General features: G+C 67.6%; 20 protein-coding genes. 7 read left to right on the forward strand and 13 right to left on the reverse strand.

Annotation, left to right across the window (positions count from 1 at the left end):
• Window positions 1-3: 3 nt before the first annotated feature.
• A complete protein-coding gene (locus FHT36_RS18110) occupies window positions 4-957 on the reverse strand; it encodes an acetyl-CoA carboxylase carboxyltransferase subunit alpha (protein WP_169123906.1) in 954 nt (317 codons plus the stop codon).
• A 212-nt stretch (window positions 958-1,169) separates the two neighbouring features.
• Here FHT36_RS18110 and FHT36_RS18115 point away from each other — a divergent pair, with 212 nt between their 5' ends.
• From FHT36_RS18115 to FHT36_RS18125, 3 genes are all read left to right on the forward strand, one after another.
• Entirely contained in the window at window positions 1,170-1,376 is a 207-nt protein-coding gene (locus FHT36_RS18115; protein WP_169123888.1) for a hypothetical protein, read from the forward strand.
• Window positions 1,377-1,473: 97 nt separating this feature from the next.
• Complete coding sequence (locus FHT36_RS18120) at window positions 1,474-1,764, forward strand: YggT family protein (protein ID WP_169123907.1); 291 nt, start codon at window positions 1,474-1,476, stop codon at window positions 1,762-1,764.
• 10 nt (window positions 1,765-1,774) lie between these two features.
• Window positions 1,775-2,098, forward strand: coding sequence for a DUF167 family protein (locus FHT36_RS18125; RefSeq protein ID WP_348644502.1), 324 nt, complete (start codon window positions 1,775-1,777; stop codon window positions 2,096-2,098).
• A 3-nt stretch (window positions 2,099-2,101) separates the two neighbouring features.
• On the opposite strand, the gene FHT36_RS18130 is transcribed toward FHT36_RS18125, so the two are convergent.
• The 7 genes from FHT36_RS18130 to FHT36_RS18160 all read right to left on the reverse strand — a co-directional run bounded on the left by FHT36_RS18130 (window position 2,102) and on the right by FHT36_RS18160 (window position 8,670).
• Window positions 2,102-2,452: a cupin domain-containing protein gene (locus tag FHT36_RS18130; RefSeq protein WP_169123908.1), complete on the reverse strand. Its 351-nt coding sequence runs from the start codon at window positions 2,450-2,452 to the stop codon at window positions 2,102-2,104.
• A 12-nt stretch (window positions 2,453-2,464) separates the two neighbouring features.
• Window positions 2,465-3,226: a 2-dehydro-3-deoxy-D-gluconate 5-dehydrogenase KduD gene (gene kduD / locus FHT36_RS18135; protein WP_348644503.1), complete on the reverse strand. Its 762-nt coding sequence runs from the start codon at window positions 3,224-3,226 to the stop codon at window positions 2,465-2,467.
• Window positions 3,223-4,062 carry a 5-dehydro-4-deoxy-D-glucuronate isomerase gene (kduI, locus tag FHT36_RS18140; protein WP_169123910.1) on the reverse strand — a complete coding sequence of 280 codons (840 nt, stop codon included), beginning with the start codon at window positions 4,060-4,062 and terminating at the stop codon, window positions 3,223-3,225. Before kduI ends, kduD begins: the two co-directional genes overlap by 4 nt.
• Before the next feature lie 44 nt (window positions 4,063-4,106).
• Window positions 4,107-5,387 (reverse strand): TRAP transporter large permease, encoded by a 1,281-nt coding sequence (locus FHT36_RS18145; RefSeq protein WP_169123911.1) that lies wholly within the window; start codon window positions 5,385-5,387, stop codon window positions 4,107-4,109.
• A 15-nt stretch (window positions 5,388-5,402) separates the two neighbouring features.
• Window positions 5,403-5,978 (reverse strand): TRAP transporter small permease, encoded by a 576-nt coding sequence (locus tag FHT36_RS18150; protein WP_169123912.1) that lies wholly within the window; start codon window positions 5,976-5,978, stop codon window positions 5,403-5,405.
• Between the two features lie 59 nt (window positions 5,979-6,037).
• Window positions 6,038-7,057 carry a TRAP transporter substrate-binding protein gene (locus tag FHT36_RS18155; protein ID WP_169123913.1) on the reverse strand — a complete coding sequence of 340 codons (1,020 nt, stop codon included), beginning with the start codon at window positions 7,055-7,057 and terminating at the stop codon, window positions 6,038-6,040.
• Between the two features lie 80 nt (window positions 7,058-7,137).
• Window positions 7,138-8,670 carry a UxaA family hydrolase gene (locus tag FHT36_RS18160; protein WP_210257854.1) on the reverse strand — a complete coding sequence of 511 codons (1,533 nt, stop codon included), beginning with the start codon at window positions 8,668-8,670 and terminating at the stop codon, window positions 7,138-7,140.
• A gap of 129 nt (window positions 8,671-8,799) precedes the next feature.
• Here FHT36_RS18160 and FHT36_RS18165 point away from each other — a divergent pair, with 129 nt between their 5' ends.
• Genes FHT36_RS18165 through FHT36_RS18175 form a run of 3 tightly spaced genes read left to right on the forward strand, consistent with a single transcriptional unit; the run spans window position 8,800 to window position 12,463 of the window.
• The gene (locus FHT36_RS18165; RefSeq protein ID WP_348644504.1) at window positions 8,800-9,570 is read left to right on the forward strand and encodes a GntR family transcriptional regulator; all 771 of its coding nucleotides are present in this window, start codon (window positions 8,800-8,802) and stop codon (window positions 9,568-9,570) included.
• A 5-nt stretch (window positions 9,571-9,575) separates the two neighbouring features.
• A complete protein-coding gene (gene uxaC, locus FHT36_RS18170) occupies window positions 9,576-10,988 on the forward strand; it encodes a glucuronate isomerase (RefSeq protein ID WP_169123914.1) in 1,413 nt (470 codons plus the stop codon).
• Entirely contained in the window at window positions 10,985-12,463 is a 1,479-nt protein-coding gene (locus FHT36_RS18175) for a mannitol dehydrogenase family protein (protein WP_169123915.1), read from the forward strand. The genes uxaC and FHT36_RS18175 overlap by 4 nt, the downstream gene beginning before the upstream one ends.
• A gap of 87 nt (window positions 12,464-12,550) precedes the next feature.
• Here the strand turns inward: FHT36_RS18175 and FHT36_RS18180 are convergent, their stop codons facing one another.
• The 5 genes from FHT36_RS18180 to FHT36_RS18200 form a co-directional block, all read right to left on the reverse strand.
• Window positions 12,551-13,054, reverse strand: coding sequence for a TIGR00645 family protein (locus FHT36_RS18180; protein ID WP_210257855.1), 504 nt, complete (start codon window positions 13,052-13,054; stop codon window positions 12,551-12,553).
• A gap of 133 nt (window positions 13,055-13,187) precedes the next feature.
• Window positions 13,188-14,078 (reverse strand): carbohydrate ABC transporter permease, encoded by an 891-nt coding sequence (locus tag FHT36_RS18185; protein WP_169123916.1) that lies wholly within the window; start codon window positions 14,076-14,078, stop codon window positions 13,188-13,190.
• Between the two features lie 49 nt (window positions 14,079-14,127).
• On the reverse strand, window positions 14,128-15,069 hold the full coding sequence (locus FHT36_RS18190) for a carbohydrate ABC transporter permease (protein ID WP_210257856.1): 942 nt from the start codon (window positions 15,067-15,069) through the stop codon (window positions 14,128-14,130).
• A gap of 183 nt (window positions 15,070-15,252) precedes the next feature.
• Window positions 15,253-16,566, reverse strand: coding sequence for an ABC transporter substrate-binding protein (locus FHT36_RS18195; RefSeq protein ID WP_169123917.1), 1,314 nt, complete (start codon window positions 16,564-16,566; stop codon window positions 15,253-15,255).
• 114 nt (window positions 16,567-16,680) lie between these two features.
• Window positions 16,681-17,754: an ABC transporter ATP-binding protein gene (locus tag FHT36_RS18200; protein WP_169123918.1), complete on the reverse strand. Its 1,074-nt coding sequence runs from the start codon at window positions 17,752-17,754 to the stop codon at window positions 16,681-16,683.
• A gap of 358 nt (window positions 17,755-18,112) precedes the next feature.
• Here FHT36_RS18200 and FHT36_RS18205 point away from each other — a divergent pair, with 358 nt between their 5' ends.
• Window positions 18,113-19,069, forward strand: a complete 957-nt coding sequence (locus tag FHT36_RS18205) for a 2-hydroxyacid dehydrogenase (RefSeq protein ID WP_169123919.1) — start codon at window positions 18,113-18,115, stop codon at window positions 19,067-19,069.
• The last annotated feature ends 34 nt before the right edge of the window (window positions 19,070-19,103 follow it).

A 19,103-nucleotide genomic window follows, 5' to 3' on the forward strand; every position in this document is an offset into this window, starting at 1 on the left:
CTCTCACAGGGAGCGGCCGATGGCGAGGAACTTGTCGCGGCGGGCCTTGCGGACCTGGGGGCCGTCGAGCCCGGCGAGGGAGGACAGCGCATCGGCGATGGCGTCGCCCGCCGCCGCGATGGCCGCATCCGGGTCGCGGTGGGCGCCACCGGCGGGCTCCTTCACGATGCCGTCGATGACGCCGAACCTCAGCAGGTCCTGCGCGGTGATCTTCATGTTGGTGGCCGCGTCCTGCGCCTTGGCGGTGTCGCGCCACAGGATGGAGGCCGCGCCTTCCGGCGAGATCACGCTGTAGATGGCGTGCTCCATCATCAGCACCTTGTTGGCGGTGGCGATGGCAATGGCGCCGCCGGAGCCGCCCTCGCCGATGATGAGGGCCACGTTGGGCGCGGAGAGCGCGAGGCAGGCGTCGGTGGAGCGGGCGATGGCCTCGGCCTGTCCGCGCTCCTCGGCGCCGATGCCGGGATAGGCGCCGGCGGTATCCACCAGCGAGATCATGGGCACGCCGAAGCGGTCGGCCAGTTCCATGATGCGGGCGGCCTTGCGATACCCCTCGGGGCGGGCCATGCCGAAATTGTGCCGGATGCGGGTCTCGGTGGAGGAGCCCTTCTCGTGGCCGAGCACGCACACCGCCTCGCCGCGGAAGCGGGCGAAGCCGCCGATGATCGCCTCGTCCTCGCCGAACTTGCGGTCGCCGGCGAGCGGGGTGAAATCCTCGAACAGGCCGCGGGCGAAGTCGGCGAAATGCGGCCGCTGCGGATGGCGGGCCACCAGCGTCTTCTGCCAGGGCGTCAGATTCGCATAGAGCGCGACAAGGGCGTCGCGTGCCTTGCCTTCGAGCTTCACCACCTCGTCGGTGATGGCCACGCCGTCGCCGGAAGAGGAGAGCGCACGCAGCTCTTCCACCTTGGCCTCAAGTTCGGCAACCGGCTTCTCGAAGTCCAGATAGCTGCGCATGAGGGTCCGTGAGGTTTGAGGAGGTCGGCGCCCCCTAAAGCGGCGGGAAGCTGCCTTTGCCGCGCGGGCAAGTCAAGGTCGCCAGATCAAGTCGGCGCGCGGCGCGAACAAAAGGCCCGTCGCGCGACCCTGCCGTAAAGGCAAGGCGACGCTGCAACGGAACCGAGCGGGGAGCGTTGTCCCCAAATCATGGTGACATCATGGAGGCTGTCATGAAACCGCAAGACGCGACGCCGCAGAAGGCCAAAGAAGGCCCCCCGCCCGCCGATACGGCCGAGGAGCGTCATCTGGAGGCGCAGCGCCAGAAGCCGGCCGCCGGCCCGCATGCCAAGCCGCAATTGACCGATCCCGAGAAGACGCCGGGGGCCGGTGCCCTGCCCGATCCCGACAAGCCGCAGGACCCGGACGCGACCGGCTGACGCAGCCGGCCGGCGACGGGGGCCGGCGGCCGGCCTTGTTCCGGGGGGGCTGCTGGGGCTATTGCTGGCACGCTACTTCCCGGGGACCCTTCCGACGATGCGCGCGCTGCTCGACGTTATCCTTGTCGTTCTCCAGCTCTATGTCTGGATCCTCATTGCCGCGGCCGTGCTGTCCTGGCTGGTCGCATTCAACGTCGTCAATCCGTACAACTCGTTCGTGCGGAACGTGGGCGAGTTCCTGTTCCGGGTGACGGAGCCGCTGCTGGCGCCCATCCGTAACCTGCTGCCCAATCTGGGCGGCATCGACCTGTCACCGATGGTGCTGATCCTCCTCATTTTCTTCCTGCAGCAGGTCATCGCCTACTACATCTACCCCTACGTGTTCTGAGCCGGGCGCCGTGGCGGCCGACGCATGCTTCGTGCGCGTCCTGCCGGACGGCGTGGAGGTGACGGTGCGGGCGACGCCGCGCGGCGGGCGCGATGCCGTGGACGGTGTCGCGGCCCTGTCGGATGGGCGGGAGGTGCTGAAGGTGCGCGTGCGGGTGGCACCGGAGGATGGCGCCGCCACCGCGGCCGTCGCCAAGGTGGTGGCCGGGGCGGCGGGCGTCGCCGCCTCGCAGGTGCGGCTCACCTCGGGCGCGACGGCGCGGGTGAAGACCTTCCGCATTGCCGGCGATGGCCCGGCCCTCGCGGCGAAGCTTGCCGCCGCCGCGGGGAAATGAGCCTCAGGCGGGCTTCACGAAATCCTCGCGCATGGGCGTGAACACGTCCACCAGCACGCCGGGCTCGATGCACACCGCGCCGTGGTGCACGCCCGAGGGCACATAGAAACTGTCCCCCGCCTTCAGCCGCTCGGTGCGCCCGCCGATGGTCAGCTCGAACACGCCGCTCTCCACGCTGGTGATCTGCGTGTGCGGATGGCTGTGCGGCACACCCATCTGCCCCGGCGCGCGGGCGATGACGCGGACCAGCATGATCTCGTCGTTGAAGGTGAGAATCTGCCGGCTCACCACCTCGTCCAGCACCTCCACCGGTGTGGTCTCGGCGAAGGCGAAGACGTTGCCTTTTTCAGTCATGTCCTGGTCCTTTCAGCGCGCCAGCCAGCCTCCGTCCACCGGCAGCACGATGCCATGCACATAATCCGCCGCGCGCGACGACAGGAACACCGCCGCGCCGCCAATGTCGGACGGGTCGCCCCAGCGGCCGGCCGGGATGCGGCCGAGGATGGCGGCGTTGCGGTCAGCATCCGCGCGCAGGGCCTCGGTGTTGTTGGTGACGAAATAGCCGGGGGCGATGGCATTCACGTTGATGCCCTTCGCCGCCCATTCGCAGGCGAGCAGCCGGGTGAGGCCGGCCAGCCCGCTCTTGCTCGCCGTGTATGAGGGAATGCGGATGCCGCCCTGGAAGGAGAGCAGCGAAGCGATGTTGACGACCTTGCCGCCCTTCCCGTCCGCCAGCATGCGCCGCGCGAAGGCCTGGGTGAGGAAGAAGGTGGACTTGAGGTTCACGTCCATCACCTCGTCCCAGTCCTTCTCGGTGAAGTCGAGGGCGTCGGCGCGGCGGATGATGCCGGCATTGTTGACGAGGATATCGATGCGCCCGCCGATCTCCGCCTCGCCGACGATGCGGTCGATGGGCTGGAGCGTGCCGAGGTCGGCGGCGATGGCGGTGAAGCGGCCGCCAGCGGCCGTCACCAATGCGGCCGTCTCGTCCATGGCGGAGCGGCCGACGCCCACCACGCCCGCGCCGGCGGCGGCGAGCGCGATGCAGATGGCCTGGCCGAGGCCGGTATTGGCGCCGGTGACGACGGCCCTGCGGCCGGACAGATCAAACGGATTCACGACACTCACTTCAGTTGGTCCATGGCAACCATGTCCATGTCCGTATAGTCGATATTGTCGCCGCCCATGCCCCAGATGAAGGTGTAGGCGCGCGTGCCGCAGCCGGAATGGATGGACCAGGGCGGCGAGATCACCGCCTGCCCGTCCGCCACCACGATATGGCACGTCTCGGTCGGCTGGCCCATCAGGTGGATGACGCGGGCGTCCGCCATGAGGTCGAAATAGAGATAGACCTCCGAGCGCCGGTCATGGACGTGGCAGGGCATGGTGTTCCAGACGTTGCCCTCGTCCAGCTGGGTCATGCCCATCACCAGCTGGCAGGAGGTCACCACATCCGGGTGGATCATCTGGTAGATGGTGCGCCGGTTGGCGGTGGCGGCCTCGCCCAGCAGCATCTTCTTGGCTTGCGCGATCCGCACCACCTTGGTCTCGTGGCGCGCGTGGGCCGGGGTGGAGAGCAGATAGAAGCGGGCCGGCACATCGGCGCTGTCCGAGGTGAACAGCACCTCCTTCGTGCCCATGGGCACATAGATGGCGTCGCGGTGCCCCAGAGCATGGACAACGCCGTCCACGCTCACCTTGCCGGCGCCGCCGATGTTGAAGACGCCCAGTTCCCGCCGGTCGAGGAAGTTCGGCGAGCCGATGGTCGCCTTGTCGCTCTCCAGCGCCAGCGGCACCGTGATGGGCGTGGCCCCGCCGATGACGAAGCGTTCCACATGGCTGTAGGTGAGCAGCACCATGCCCGGCTCGAACAGGCGTTCCACCAGATAGTTGCGCCGGAGCGCCTCGGTGTCGAAGCCGCGTGCGGCCTCCTGGTGGTGCACGTGGCGCACGTCGATCATCATGGGGCAGTCTCGGGGCAGGAGAGCAGGGACGAGCAGAACGGGGACTAGCGGAACGCGGCCGGCAGCCAGAGCGACACCGCCGGCACATAGGTGACGATCATCAGCACCGCGATGGAGGCGCCGAAGAAGGGCCAGATGGTCTTCATGGCCTCGCCGATGGTGATCTTGCCAACGGCGCAGCCCACGAACAGCACCGAGCCCACGGGCGGCGTGTTCAGCCCGATGCCGGCGTTGAGGATCAGGATCACCCCGAAATGCACGGGATCGATGCCGAAGGCCTTCACCAGCGGCAGGAAGATGGGCGTGCAGATGATGATCATCGGCGCCATGTCCATGAAGGTGCCGAGGATGAGCAGGATGATGTTGATGAGCAGCAGGATGACGTAGGGGTTCGAGGAGATGGCCTGCATCATCTCGATGGTGGCCTTGGGCACCTGCAGGAAGGCCATGAGCCAGCCGAAGGACGCCGCCGTGCCGATGACGAGCAGCACCATGGCCGTGGTGCGCACCGCGCCCAGCGTCGCCTCCACGAAGTCCGCCCAGTGCATCTCGCGATAGACGAGGGTCGTCACCAGCAGGGCGTAGATGACGGCGATGCAGGAGCTTTCCGTCGCCGTGAAGATGCCCGAGCGCACGCCGCCGAAGATGATGCCGATGAGCATGATGCCGGGGATGGCCGCCACCACCGAGCGCAGCACCGCATGCCAGCCGGGAAAGGTGCCGGCGGGGTAGCCGCGGTTGCGCGCCACCACATAGGCCGTGATCATCATCGCCGCGGCGAGCAGCAGGCCGGGCATGATGCCGGCGGTGAACAGGTCGGCGATGGAGATCGTGCCCCCCGCCGACAGGGAATAGATGATCATGTTGTGCGACGGCGGGATCATCAGCGCGATGATGGCCGAGTTCACCGTCACGTTGACCGCATAGTCCTTGGCATAGCCGTGGCGGGCCATCTGGGGGATCATGATGCCGCCGATGGCCGAGGCATCCGCCACCGCCGAGCCGGATATGCCGCCGAACAGGGTGGAGGCCACCACGTTCACTTGGCCCAAGCCACCGCGCAGATGCCCGACGAGGCTCGCCGCCATGCCGATGAGCCGGTCGGCGATGCCGCCGCGCATCATCAAGTCGCCGGCGAAGATGAAGAAGGGGATGGCCAGCATGGAGAAGGCGTTCATGCCGGAATTCAGCTGCTGGAACACCACCACCGGCGGCAGATCGAGATAGAGGACGGTCGCGAGCGAGGCGAGGCCGAGGCAGAAGGCCACCGGCGTGCCGACGAGCAGGAGCAGCGAGAAGACGCCGAAGAGGATGGTGATGGCCATGGGTCTGTTCCGGCGTCATTCCACGGTGTGGACATGGGCGAGCGGCACCTCGGGCACCCGCCCCTCGGTGAGGTCGGTGAGGAGCCGCTCGAACGAAAACAGGCAGATGAGCGCGCCGCCGCCCACCAGCGGCAGGTAGTCGACGCCTTGGGGCAGGTCCACGCCCGCCATCTTGGCGCTCCAGGTGCCCATGGCGAGATCCCAGCCATACCAAGCCATGGCACCGCCGAAGCCCATCACCAGCACATGGGTGGCGATCTCCATGGCGCGGCGCACCGGCGGCGAGGCGAAATGCAGACCGATCTCGAAGCCGAGATGCATGTTCTCGCGCACGCCCACCGCGGCGCCCAGCAGGATGAACCAGCTCATGAGCAGCAGCGACAGCGGCTCGGTCCAGCTCGGCGAGGCGTTCAGCACGTAGCGGCCGATCACCTGCCAGAACACCGCCGCCGTCATGGCGACGAGGCCGGCGCCGGAGATCCACAGCGCCGTTCCCGAGAGCAGGCGGACCACCCGCCTCAAGGCGAGCAGCGGCAAGGGCCCCTCGGCCTTTCCGGCCCGGCTGGAACGATGGCTGGACTGACTGCTCATGCCGCTGCGTCTCCCCGGACAGCGACCGGGCCGCTGAAGGCCCGGCCGGTGCCGCGCCTTCAGTTCACCGCCCGGATGCGGGCGACGAGGTCCTTCATCTTGTCGGTGGTGACGAACTTGTCGTAGACCGGTTTCATCGCGTCGATGAAAGGCTTTTTGTCCACCTCGTTGATGATGGCGCCGCCCTTGACCACGCGATCCTTGGCCTCCGCATCGCGCTTGGCCCACAGTTCGCGCATCTTCTTGGTGGCCTCGAGCCCGGCCTCCTTGAACATCTTCTGGTCGTCGGGGCTCAATTTGTCGAAGGCGCGCTTCGACATCACGAACACCTCCGGCGCCAGCGAATGCTCGGTGAGCGAATAATACTTCGCCACCTCGTAGTGCTTCACGGAATCGTAGGAGGGATAGTTGTTCTCGGCACCATCCACGAGGCCGGTCTGCAATGCGGAGTAGAGTTCGCCGAAGGGCATGGGCGTCGCATTGGCGCCGAGCGCGTTGATCATGCCGATGAAGAGATCCGACTGCTGCACACGGATCTTCATGCCCTTCATGTCGTCGAGCGTCTTGATGGGCTTCTTGGAATTGTACATGGAGCGGGCGCCGGAATCGAAGAAGCCCAGCACCACGAGGCCGTGGGGCTCGAAGGCCTTGGCGATTTCCGCGCCGATCGGCCCGTCCACCACCTTGTACATGTGGTCGGTGGAGCGGAAGAGGAACGGCATGCCAAGCACCGCCGTCTCGGGGATCAAATTGTTGAACGGCGCAGTGTTGACGCGGTTGAGATCGATGACGCCGAAGCGGGTCTGCTCGATGGTGTCCTTCTCGCCGCCGAGCTGGCCGGAGGAGAAGACCTGCACCTTGTACTTGCCGTTCGACTTTTTCTCGATGATCTCGCCGAAATACTTGACGGAGTCGACGGTGGGGTAGCCATCCGGGTGGATGTCGGCGGACCGCAGCGTGGTCTGGGCCATCGCCGGCAGCGCCGATAGCGCAAGGCCGGAGAGCGCCAGCCCCGATAGCGCAAGGCCCGATAGCGTAAGGGCAACGGCGCGGGAGGTCAGTCGGCGTCGTGTCAGCATGGGCGTTCTCCCTGAGTGTCCAGCGGATTTTTCCGCTTATTGCGGCCTTTGCGGCCGTCCACTTCCAACGCGCACGGCGATCACATCACCGCGCCGATCTGCCAGGGCACGAACTCGGCATCGCCATAGCCGAGCTCCTCGGACTTGGTGTGGGCGCCCGAGGCGACAGCCAGCACCTTGTCGAAGATCTCGCGACCCTTTTCTTCCAGCGACACGCCGTCGAGCACGTCGCCGCAATTGATGTCCATGTCCTCTTCCATCCGGCGATAGATGTCGGAATTGGTGGCGAGCTTGATGGACGGGGTGGGCTTGGCACCGAAGGCGGAACCGCGCCCGGTGGTGAAGCAGATGACGTTCGCCCCACCCGCCACCTGCCCGGTGGCGGCCACCGGATCGTAGCCGGGGGTATCCATGAAGACGAAGCCGGCGTCCGTCACCGGCTCGGCATATTCATAGACCGCGCGCAGGGTGGAGGAGCCGCCCTTGGCGGCGGCGCCCAGCGACTTTTCCAGGATGGTGGTGAGCCCGCCCGCCTTGTTGCCGGGCGAGGGATTATTGTTCATCTCCCCCGCATTGCGGGCGGTGTAGTCTTCCCACCACTTGATGCGGGCGACCAGCTTCTCCCCCACCTCGCGGGTCGCGGCACGGCGGGTGAGGAGATGCTCGGCGCCGTAGATTTCCGGCGTCTCGGAGAGAATGGAGGTGCCGCCCTGCGCCACCAGCAGGTCGGACGCGACGCCGAGCGCGGGGTTCGCCGTGAGGGCCGAATAGCCGTCCGAGCCGCCGCATTGCAGGGCCAGCACGATCTCCGACGCCGGCCGCGCCTCCCGCCGTGCGGCGGCGGCGCGGGGCGCCATCTCCTTCAGCGTGCCGAGGATTTGCTCCACCGTGCGGCGCGTGCCGCCCTCGTCCTGAATGGTGAGGGTGCGGAAGCCGTCCGCCTCCTCCACCCCGTATTCCTGCTTGAAGCGGGCGATCTGGAACATCTCGCAGCCGAGCCCCACCATCACCACCGCGGCGAAGTTGGGGTGGGTGGCATAGCCCCAGAGCGTGCGCGAGAGCACGTCATAGCCCTCGCCCTTGGAGGCCATGCCGCAGCCGGTGCCGTGGATGATCGGCACGATGCCGTCGATGCCCGGAAACTCGCTGAGAATGCCGGAGCGCTCGGCCGCCTGCGCCGCGAACCGCGCCACCGAGGCCGAGCAGTTCACGCTGGTGAGGATGCCGAGATAGTTGCGCGTGCCGGTGCGCCCGTTGGACCGGCGAAAGCCCATGAAGTGGGCGCGCTCGGCCTCCGGCACCAGCGCATCGTCGCGGGCATCGGCGGCGAAGGCGTAGTCGCGGGCGAAATCATGCAGCACCACATTGTGAGTGTGGATGTGGGCGCCGGGGGCGATGTCCTCGCTGGCGAAGCCGATGATCTGGCCGAACTTCACCAGGGGCACGCCGGCGGGAATGGGCTCGATGGCCACCTTGTGGCCGCGCGGAATGCGCTGGATGGCGACGACGCCCGCGACCGAGGCGCCGGACGCGACCTCGTCCAGCGCCACCGCCAGATTGTCCTTCGCAGAAAGCCGAAGGGTGCGCGGCACGATGCCCGCCTCCATCCCCATGAGCACGTCTCCCCGACCCTTAACCTCGGCCCCGCCGGGCCCGCGCCTTCGTTGACGCTCTTGATATGCTAATATATTAGTACGGAAGACGCCGCAAGAGCGGGCAGGCTGCCGGGGGAGGCTGGAACGGTGGTGGTGACGGGGGCGGATCTCAGGCGCAGGCCGGCGCTTCGCAGCGAGAATGTCCGTGCGGTGCCGGCCTCATCGCGCATCCACGCCGCCCTGCGCGACGACATCGTGGCCATGACCCTTCCGCCCGGCGCGCCGCTCCAGGAAAAGCAGATCGCGCTCGCCTACGGCGTCAGCCGCACGCCGGTGCGCGAGGCCATCCTGAAGCTCGCCGACGAGCGGCTGGTGGACATCTTTCCCCAGTACGGCACCTTCGTCTCGCGCATCTCCGTGCCGGAGGTGCGCGACGCCATGATCATCCGCAACGCGCTGGAGCGCACCAGCGTGCGCGAGGCCGCCGCCCATGTGGCGTCGCTGCCGGAGAAGGCGCGGCGGCAGGTGATGGCGCCGCTCGTCGCCACCTTGCGCCAGCAGCGCGCCGCCCACCGCGCCGGGGCGCTGGCGGAGTTCCACGCCGCCGACGAGGCCTTCCACCAGATCATCGCAGAACTCGCCGGACACCCCAACATCTGGCGGGTCATCCGGCAGGAGAAGGCGCATGTAGACCGCTGCCGCCTGCTCACCCTTCCCTCCCCCCAGCGCCGCGCCAGCGTCATCGCCGAGCACCAGACCGTGGCCGACGCCATCGGCGAGGGCGATGCGGACGGGGCGGAGAAGGCCATGGCGGCCCATCTCGGCCGGGTCATCCCCAGCGTCGAGGATCTGGGCGCCGCCCATCCCGATTATTTCGAGGCGGAAGGCGTGCCCGCCGATGCCGTGAGCGCGAGGTGAGTTCCGTGTCCAGCCTCATCCATCCCGATCGCCTCCTGCCCGCCGATCCGTCCGTGCGCGCGGTGGCGCGCCGGCTTTATGCGGAGGTGGAGGCGCTGCCCATCGTCTCGCCCCACGGCCACACCGACCCGCGCTGGTACGCCTTCAACGAGAATTTCCCCGATCCCGCGCGGCTTTTCGTGGTGCCGGACCATTATGTGTTCCGCATGCTCTACAGCCAGGGCATCCCGCTGGAAAAGCTCGGCGTTCCCCGCGCGGATGGCGGCGCCACGGAGCAGGACGGGCGGGCCATCTGGCGGCTGTTCGCGGCCAACTATCACCTGTTTCGCGGCACCCCCACGCGGGCGTGGCTGGACCATGCCTTCGCCACTCTCTTCGGGCTCGAGGAGCGGCTCAGCGAGAGGAACGCGGATGCCGCCTATGATCTCATCGCCGAGAAGCTGCAGCAGGAGGCGTTCAAGCCCCGCGCTTTGTTCGAGCGCTTCAACATCGAGGTGATCGCCACCACCGAGAGCCCGCTGGACGACCTTGCCGCCCATGCGGAAATCCGCGCCAGCGGCTGGGGCGGGCGCGTGGTGACGGCCTATCGGCCCGACCCGGTGGTGGACCCGGACTTCGAGGGCTTCACCGCCAATCTCGCACGCTTCGGCGAGATCACCGGCGAGGACACCTTCTCCTGGTCCGGCTATCTCGCCGCCCACCGCAAGCGGCGCGCCTTCTTCAAGACGTTCGGCGCCACCTCCACCGACCACGGCCACCCCACCGCCGCGACATTCGACCTTCCCCCGCACGAGGCCGAGGCGCTGTTCCGCCGGGTCACCGGCAACGCGCCCGTGAGCGCGCAGGACGCCGAGCTGTTCCGGGGCCAGATGCTCACGGAGATGGCGGGCATGAGCCTGGAGGACGGGCTCGTGATGCAGATCCATCCCGGCGCGGTGCGCAACCATAACGGCCAGATCTTCGCCCGCTTCGGCCGGGACAAGGGGGCCGACATCCCCTCCCCCACCGAATATGTGCGCGCGCTGAAGCCGCTGCTGGACCGCTTCGGCAACGAAGCCGGCCTCACCCTCATCCTCTTCACGCTGGATGAGACGAGCTATGCCCGCGAGCTGGCGCCGCTGGCAGGTCACTATCCGGCGCTCCGGCTCGGCCCGGCCTGGTGGTTTCACGACAGCCCGGAGGGCATGAAGCGCTTCCGCGCCATGACCACGGAGACCGCCGGCTTCTACAACACCGTGGGCTTCAACGACGACACCCGCGCCTTCCCCTCCATCCCCGCTCGCCACGACGTGGCGCGGCGCATCGATTGCGGCTTCCTCGCCGAACTCGTCTGCGAGCACCGGCTGGACGAGGACGAGGCGGTGGAGGTGGCGCGCGATCTCGCCTACGGGCTCGCCAAGAAGGCCTACAAGCTTTGAGCCCGCGGCTCTCGCTTTCGACCCTCGCCGACCTGCCCGCCGCCGTCGCCCGTCCGGCCTATGACATCGCGGCGGCCGAGGTGGGGGTGGTGCATCTGGGCGTGGGCGCCTTCCACCGCGCCCATCAGGCGGCCTATCTCGATGCCATCCTCTCGCGCGGGCACAAAGGCTGGGCCATCTGCGGCGCCAGCCTGCGCTCGCCCGACACTTCCGACGCGCTCGATCCGCAGGATGGGCTCTACACCCTCGCCGAACGCTCGGGCGCGGGGGACAAGCTGCACGTCATCGGATCGCTCCGCCGGCTGCTGGTGGCGCCGCGCGATCCCGAGGGTTTGCTGGCGGCCATGTGCGATCCGCGCGTGCGCATCGTCACCCTCACCGTCACCGAGAAGGGCTATTGCCACGATCCCGCCTCGGGCACGCTGGACGAGGCGCACCCGGACATCCGCGCCGATCTCGCCAGCCCGCAGCGCCCGGTGAGCGCGCCCGGCTATCTGGTGGAGGCCCTCGCCCGCCGCCGCGCCGCCGGCGTCGCGCCCTTCACCGTGCTCACCTGCGACAACCTCCCCGCCAACGGCAAGACCGTAGCGCGGGTGACCGCCCGCCTCGCGGCCCTGCGCGACGACGATCTCGGCCGCTTCGTCGCCGGCGAGGTCGCCTTCCCCTCCACCATGGTGGACCGCATTGTGCCTGCCACCACCGACGACGACCGCGCGCTCGTCGCCGCCGGGCTCGGGCTTCAGGACGCATGGCCGGTGATGGCCGAGCCCTTCACGCAATGGGTGGTGGAAGACCGCTTCGCTCTCGGCCGGCCGCCTCTGGAGGAGGTGGGTGTGGAGCTGGTGTCGGACGTGGAGCCGTTCGAGCACATGAAGCTGCGCCTTCTCAACGGCGCGCACTCCACCCTCGCCTATCTCGGCTATCTCGCGGGCCATGCCACCATCGCCGACACCATGGCGGTGCCCGCTTTCGCACGGCTCGTCGCGCGTCTCCAGGACGAAGAGGTGACGCCGACCCTGCATCTGCCCGCGGGCGTGGATGTTGCCGCCTACAAACGGGCGCTGCGCGAGCGATTTGCCAATCCGGCGCTCAGGCATCGCACATGGCAGATCGCCATGGATGGCTCGCAGAAGCTGCCCCAGCGCCTCGTCGCCACCGCCCGCGACCGGCTCGCCGCCGGCGCGCCCATTCCGCTCCTCGCCCTCGGCGTCGCCGGATGGATGCGCTACGTGACCGGGCGCGATGAACAGGGCAATGCCATCGACGTGCGCGATCCCCTCGCCGCCCGCCTGAAGGCGCTGGCGGACGAGGCCGGTCCCGATGCCTCTCGCCTCGCGCCGGCGCTTCTCTCGGTGCGGGAGGTGTTCGCCGACCTCGGCGCCGACCCGCGCTTCGCCGGCCCGGTGCGCGACGCCCTCGCCCGCCTCATGGCGCGCGGGGCTGCGGCGACGGTGGAGGAGATGGCGGGCGGGTGAGTGAGTCCCAGCCCGCGCGGCGCCTGAGCGAGCCCTCTCGGCGCCGGTCAGAAACCGGTGCCGATGGCATACAGGCGCCCGCGCCGCTCAGTGCTTGTTGTTGGAGAGACTGTCCGACCAGGCGAGGACGAGGCTCGATCCCACGAACACCACGTGGATGATGACCAGCCACATGAGTGTGTTCTCGCTCATGGTCCCCTTGTCGAGATTCATGAACGCCTTGAGCAGCTGGATGGCCGAGATGGCGACGATGGAGGCCAGCAGCTTCTGCTTGAGGCCGGTAAAGTCCACCCGCGTCATCCAGTCCGGCCAGTCGGGATGGCCGTTCGGATCGATCTTGGAGACGAAGTTCTCGTAGCCGGAGAAGATGACGATCACCACGAGGTTGCAGGTGAGCGTCAGGTCCACGAGGGCCAGGATGCCGAGGATGATGTCGCTCTCGGTGGCCGCGACCGCGTGCAGCACGAAGTGCAGCAGCTCGTGGCCGAACTTGAACAGCAGCACCAGCATGCCCACGACGAGGCCGACATAGAAGGGCGCGAGAATCCAGCGGCTGCGGAACAAAATCCCTTCGATCACCCGCTCGATCATCCCCTACCCCCGCTTCCCCCGGCGCATGATGCACCGCAACGAGCCGCGGCAAGGGTTGCCACGGCTCGCGCACGAGGGCAAGCGGACATATTGGCGTTCGGGCGCGGCGTCCCCCGCGCCCGAGGGGCGTGCCCTACTCCTTCACCGCTCCGGTCATGGACGAGACGTAGTAGTCCACGAAGAAGGAATAGAGGATCACCACCGGCAGCGAGCCGATGAGGGCGCCGGCCATCAGCGATCCCCATTCATACACGTCCGAACGCACCAGCTCGGTGAGCACCCCCACCGGCACGGTCTTGTTCTCCGACGACTGGATGAAGGTGAGGGCGTAGATGAACTCGTTCCACGACAGGGTGAAGGAGAAGATGCCGGCCGAGATGAGCCCCGGCACCGAGAGCGGCAGCAGCACCTTGATGAGGATCTGCCAGCGCGAGGCGCCGTCCACCAGCGCGCATTCCTCCAACTCGAACGGGATGGAGCGGAAATAGCCCATCAGCAGCCAGGTGGAGAAGGGCACGAGGAAGGTGGGATAGGTGAGGATCAGCGCCAGCTTGGTGTCGTAGATGCCGAGGCCGAACACCATGATGGCGAGCGGGATGAACAGGATCGACGGCGGCACCAGATAAGCGAGGAAAATGCCGAGGCCGACCCAGCGCGAGCCATTGAAGCGCAGGCGCTCGATGGCGTAGGCAGCGAACACGCTGGTCACCAGCGAGATGACGGTGGCCGCCACCGAGATGTAGACCGTGTTCCACAGCCAGTGCGGATAGGAGGTCTCGAACAGCAGATACTTGATGTGGTCCAGCGTCGGCTGCACCACCCACAGCGGCGAGTAGTTGTTGTAGTCCGTGAGCTGGAAGTTCGGCTTAACGGCGGTGATCGCCATCCAGTAGAACGGGAACAGCAGCACGAAGACGAAGACGAGGAGCGGCAGGAAGACGGTGACGACGCGCCGGGGCAGGCTGTCGAGATAGCTCATGCCCGTGGAATTGTCGGTCATCGGTGTGGGTTGGGGCTGGGCCATGGTGGTCCTCGCAGAATTGGGGGGCGGCGCGCGGGCTTGAAGGGCGGGCTCAGTCGGCCCCGCCCTGCTGCCACTTGCGGCGCTGCAGGCCGAAATAGCTGAACAGGATCGCCGCCAGCAGGAAGGGGATCATGGCCACCGCGATGGCCGCGCCCTCGCCCAGCGAGCCGCCGGGAATGGCGCGCTGGAAGGAGAGCGTCGCCATGAGATGGGTGGAGTTCAGCGGGCCGCCGCGGGTCAGCACGTAGATCAGCTGGAAGTCGGTGAAGGTGAACAGCACCGAGAAGGTCATCACCACCGCGATGATCGGCGAGAGCATGGGCAGCGTGATGTAGCGGAAGCGCTGCCAGTTGGTGGCCCCGTCCAGCGTCGCCGCCTCGTGCAGCGAGGGCGAGATGGTCTGCAGGCCCGCCAGCAGCGAGATGGCGACGAAGGGAATGCCGCGCCAGACATTGGCCGCGATGACCGAGGCGCGGGCATTGGTGACGTCGCCGAGGAAGTTGATGGGCGCGGAGATGAGCCCCATCTTGATGAGCGCCCAGGAGATGATCGAATACTGGCTGTCGAAGATCCACCAGAAGGCGATGGCCGAGAGCACGGTGGGCACCACCCACGGCAGCAGCACCACGGCGCGGAAAAAGGCCTTGAACGGCAGGTTCTCGTTGAGCAGAAGCGCCAGCCACAGGCCGAGGGCGAACTTCAGGATCGAGGCGGCGATGGTGTAGAGGAGCGTGTTGAACACCACCAGCCAGAACAGGCTGTCCCCCCAGAGCGACTGGTAGTTTTCAAGGCCGATGAACACGCCCTCGCGGCCGATGCGGGTGTCGGTGAAGCCGAGCCAGACGCCGAGGCCGAGGGGATAGGTGAGGAAGAACAGCAGGAAGACGGCTGCCGGCACCATGAAGGCGATGCCGAGCACATGCCGGCCCTGCCCGATGCCGGCCCAGAAGGACCGCTTGTGGGTCGGCTCAGCCGCTGCGACGTTGGCCATGGATGGGTCTCCGGAAGCTTTTCTTTCTGACTCGAAGCCCCTCTCCCCTTGCGGGCGAGGGTGGATCGCGGCGCAGCCGCGAGACGGGTGAGGGGTTGCTCCCCCACCCCGCATTGGCCCCCTCACCCCCAGCCCCTCTCCCGCTAGGGGAGAGGGGAGGAGGATGAAGGCATCAGTCCCGCCTCAGCGGTAGATGCGCTCGGCGCGCTGCTGGGCGCGCTTGGCGGCTTCTTCGGGCGTGCGCTGGCCGGTGGCGGCTTCCGCCACCATGTCCACCACGATCCAGTCGGCCATGGCCGCGGCCGACTTCGGCCCGAGCGGACCGGCATAGCCGTTGGGCTGCAGCGTCTCGGAGGCGAGCGCGTAGGCGGCGTGGATGGGCTTGGAGGTCCACACCGGGTTGTTGGCGAAGCTCTTCAGCGTCTGGCAGCAATAGGCGCTCGCGCCGGTGAGCCACGCATTGTACTGGTCGGCCTGGAACATGAAGGCGAGATAGGCCTGCGCCGCCTTGGGGAACTTGGAATATTTGAAGATGCAGGCGGTGGTGGTCTGGTGCAGCTCCACCTTCTTGCCGATGGGGCCGACGGGGAAGTTGGTGGACTTCATGTCCGCCGCCATCTCGGCGAGCTTGGGGTCGTTGGCGGCCGCGTAATAGACCGACACGCCGTTCGCCGTCACCGACAAGTCACCGGCGATGAAGGCGCGGTTGTTGTTGACGTCGAGCCAGCTCTCGGTGCCGGGGATGAAGGTCTTGTACAGCTCGGCCACATATTTCAGGCCGGCGACGGTCTCCGGCGAGTTGATGACGACCTTGCCGCCCTCGTCCACCATCTTGCCGCCGTGGCTCCACAGCACCCAGTGGCAGAAGTTGTTGCCGTCGCCCACGCCGTGGCCGAGGGTAAAGCCCATCGGGTGGTTGTTGGCCTTGAGCGCCTTGCCGAGTTCGAGAAGGCCCTTGGTATCCTTCGGGAATTCGGAGAAGCCGGCCTGCTTCACCCAGCTGTCGCGATAGACCACCGCATTGCCGATGGTGGCGAGCGGCAGGCCGACGAAGCGGCCGTTGACCGTCGCATAGGCCTGGGAGGCCGGGTAATAGCCGCCATACTGACCGGCGAGGCTGGTGGCGAGCTCGGTCACGTCGAGCAGCTTGTCGGGATACTGCTGGGCGTCGTCGAACCACACCCACACGATGTCCGGGCCGGAGCCCACATTGGCGGCGACGGCGGCCTTGGGACGGATGTCCTCCCAGCTCTCCTTGTCGATGCGCACATCGATGCCGGTGGCCTCGGTGAACTTCTTGGTGTTGGCGATCCAGGCGTCTTCCTCGCCCTTCACGAACGGCGACCAGCGCAGCAGGCGCAGGGAGGCGCCGGCCTCCGGCTGGAACTTGGCGACGGCCTGGGCGATGGCCTCCTTGGTGGAGAGCATGGGCAGGGCCATGGCGCCGGCCGCGAGGCCCGCGCCGCCCATGAGAAGGTCACGTCTGGAAATGGTCATTGGTCTTCCTCCCGTGAAGCGTTTCCTCGAGGACGGGCCGTTTCGGACGACAGTCTCGAACGGTCTTCTTTCCCCCTGATCGTGCCGGGGGCCCCGGCACGGTAACGGACCTTGTCAGAGCCGACTTCCGGTCGCCTCGTCAAAAAGATGTGTGAGGCCCGGCTGCGGCGCGATGCGGATCACTTCGCCGGGGCTGAAGCTCAGCCGCTCGCGGAACAGGCAGGTGATCTCCTGCGCGTCGCCGCCCTCGCCGAGGCGGGCGACGACGAGAATCTCCGAGCCGGTGGGCTCGGTGACCACCACCTGCGCCGGCACGCCCGCGGGATCGAGGCGGATGTGCTCGGGGCGCAGGCCGTAGACCACCTTCTGCCCGTCGGAGAGGCCCTGCGCGTCCGGCAGGGGCACCTCGACACCGCTGTCCGTCACCAGCATGGGATTGGCACCGAGCCGCACCTTGCCCTTGACGAAGTTCATGGAGGGCGAGCCGATGAAGCCGGCGACGAACTGGTTGGCCGGCCGGTCATAGAGATCGAGCGGGGCGCCGATCTGCTCCACGATGCCGTCGTGCATCACCACGATCTTGTCGGCCATGGTCATGGCCTCGATCTGGTCGTGGGTGACGTAGACGGTGGTGGTCTTCAGCCGCTGGTGCAGCTCCTTGATCTCGGTGCGCATCTGCACGCGCAGCTGGGCGTCGAGATTGGAGAGCGGCTCGTCGAACAGGAACACCTGCGGATCGCGCACGATGGCGCGGCCCATGGCCACGCGCTGGCGCTGGCCGCCGGAGAGCTGGCGCGGGTAGCGGTCGAGCAGCTTGGTGAGGTTGAGAATCTCCGCCGCGCGCTGGACCCGGCTCTCGATCTCGGACTTCGGGGCTTTGCGCAGCTTCAGCGAGAAGCCCATATTGTCCGCGACCGTCATGTGCGGATAGAGCGCGTAGTTCTGGAACACCATGGCGATGTCCCGTTCCTTCGGCGGCATCTCGTTGATGACGCGATTGCCGATGAGGATCTCGCCGCCGGAGATGTTTTCCAGGCCGGCGATCATGCGCAGCAGCGTGGACTTTCCGCAGCCCGAGGGGCCGACCAGGACCACGAACTCACCGTCGCGGATGTCCACGTCCACGCCATGGATGACCTGCGTCGACCCATAGGCCTTCTTCACACCGCGAATGTCCACGGTCGCCATGCAGCGTCCTCTCCCCTCGCCGTTTCCTCGTACCGCGCGGGGGCCCTTGAGGACCTTGCCCGATGCAGCCGTTTCGATTCTTGGGCCGGAACAGACCTCCGGCCGGGCGTCCCTTCCGGAACGCGGCGCGATCATGGTGCGAGGCGAGAACGGGATCAAGTGGAAATTTAAAACGATTGAAGCTCCATTGGACGAAGGTCTGAGATAGGGCTAGACATACCCCTCCCGCGGATGAGGCAGCCGTTTCCGGTCGCGCTCCGCGGGCATCGGCGCGGGGTTCGCGGGGCACCGCTCCCGCCTGCCCGCCGGTGACCCATCCGTTTCTTCCCCTGCCCAGCCGCCCTAGCGGAGACCTGCCATGACCGATGCCGCCCGCCCGGCCCTGCTCCTTACCGGCCCCGTGATGGAGGAGGTCGTCGAGCGCCAGCTTTCCGGCCGCTTCACCCTCGTGCCCCTGGACGCCCTCGACGAGAGCAATGCCGGCGCGGTCGAGGCCATCGCCACCCGCGGCAAGACGAAGGTGGACGACGCCCTGATGGCGCGCCTGCCGAATCTCAAGATCGTCAGCAATTTCGGCGTCGGCTACGACACGGTGGACGCGGCAGCGGCGGCAAAGCGCGGCGTCATCGTCACCAACACGCCGGACGTGCTGAACGAGGAAGTCGCCGATCTCACCCTCGGCCTGCTGCTCGCCACCGTCCGGCAGCTCCCCCAGGGCGACCGCTTCGTGCGCTCGGGACAGTGGGCCAAGGGCGCCTATCCCCTCGGCCCCACCCTGCGCGACCGCACCGTCGGCATCCTCGGCATGGGCCGCATCGGCAAGGCCATCGCCAGACGGCTGGAGGCCTTCGCCGTGCCCGTCGTCTATCACAGCCGGCGTCCGCAGGCGGACGTGGCCTATCGCCATTATCCGGACCTCGTGGAAATGGCGCGGGCGGTGGACATCCTTGTCGCCATCATCCCCGGCGGTCCGGCGACGCGGCACATCGTCAACAAGGATGTGCTGGAGGCGCTGGGCCCCAACGGCATCTTCATCAACGTGGCGCGCGGCACCGTGGTGGACGAGGCGGCGCTGCTCGCGGCGCTCCAGTCGCGCACCATCCTCGCTGCCGGCCTCGACGTGTTCGAGGACGAGCCGAACGTGCCCGAAGCGTTCTTCGCCCTCGAAAACACGGTGCTGCTACCGCATGTGGGCTCCTCCACTCACCACACCCGCACCGCCATGGGCCAGTTGGTGGTGGACAACATCCTCGCCTTCTTCGACGGCAAGGGACCGCTGACCCCCGTCGCCGAAACGCCCTGGCCGCGCGGCTGACCCGCGCCGCCCTCCGGCTGCGACACGCCGGCCA

Origin of the sequence: Xanthobacter sp. SG618, assembly GCF_012932745.1 — a bacterium.
GTDB classification, from domain to species: Bacteria; Pseudomonadota; Alphaproteobacteria; order Rhizobiales; family Xanthobacteraceae; genus Xanthobacter; species Xanthobacter flavus.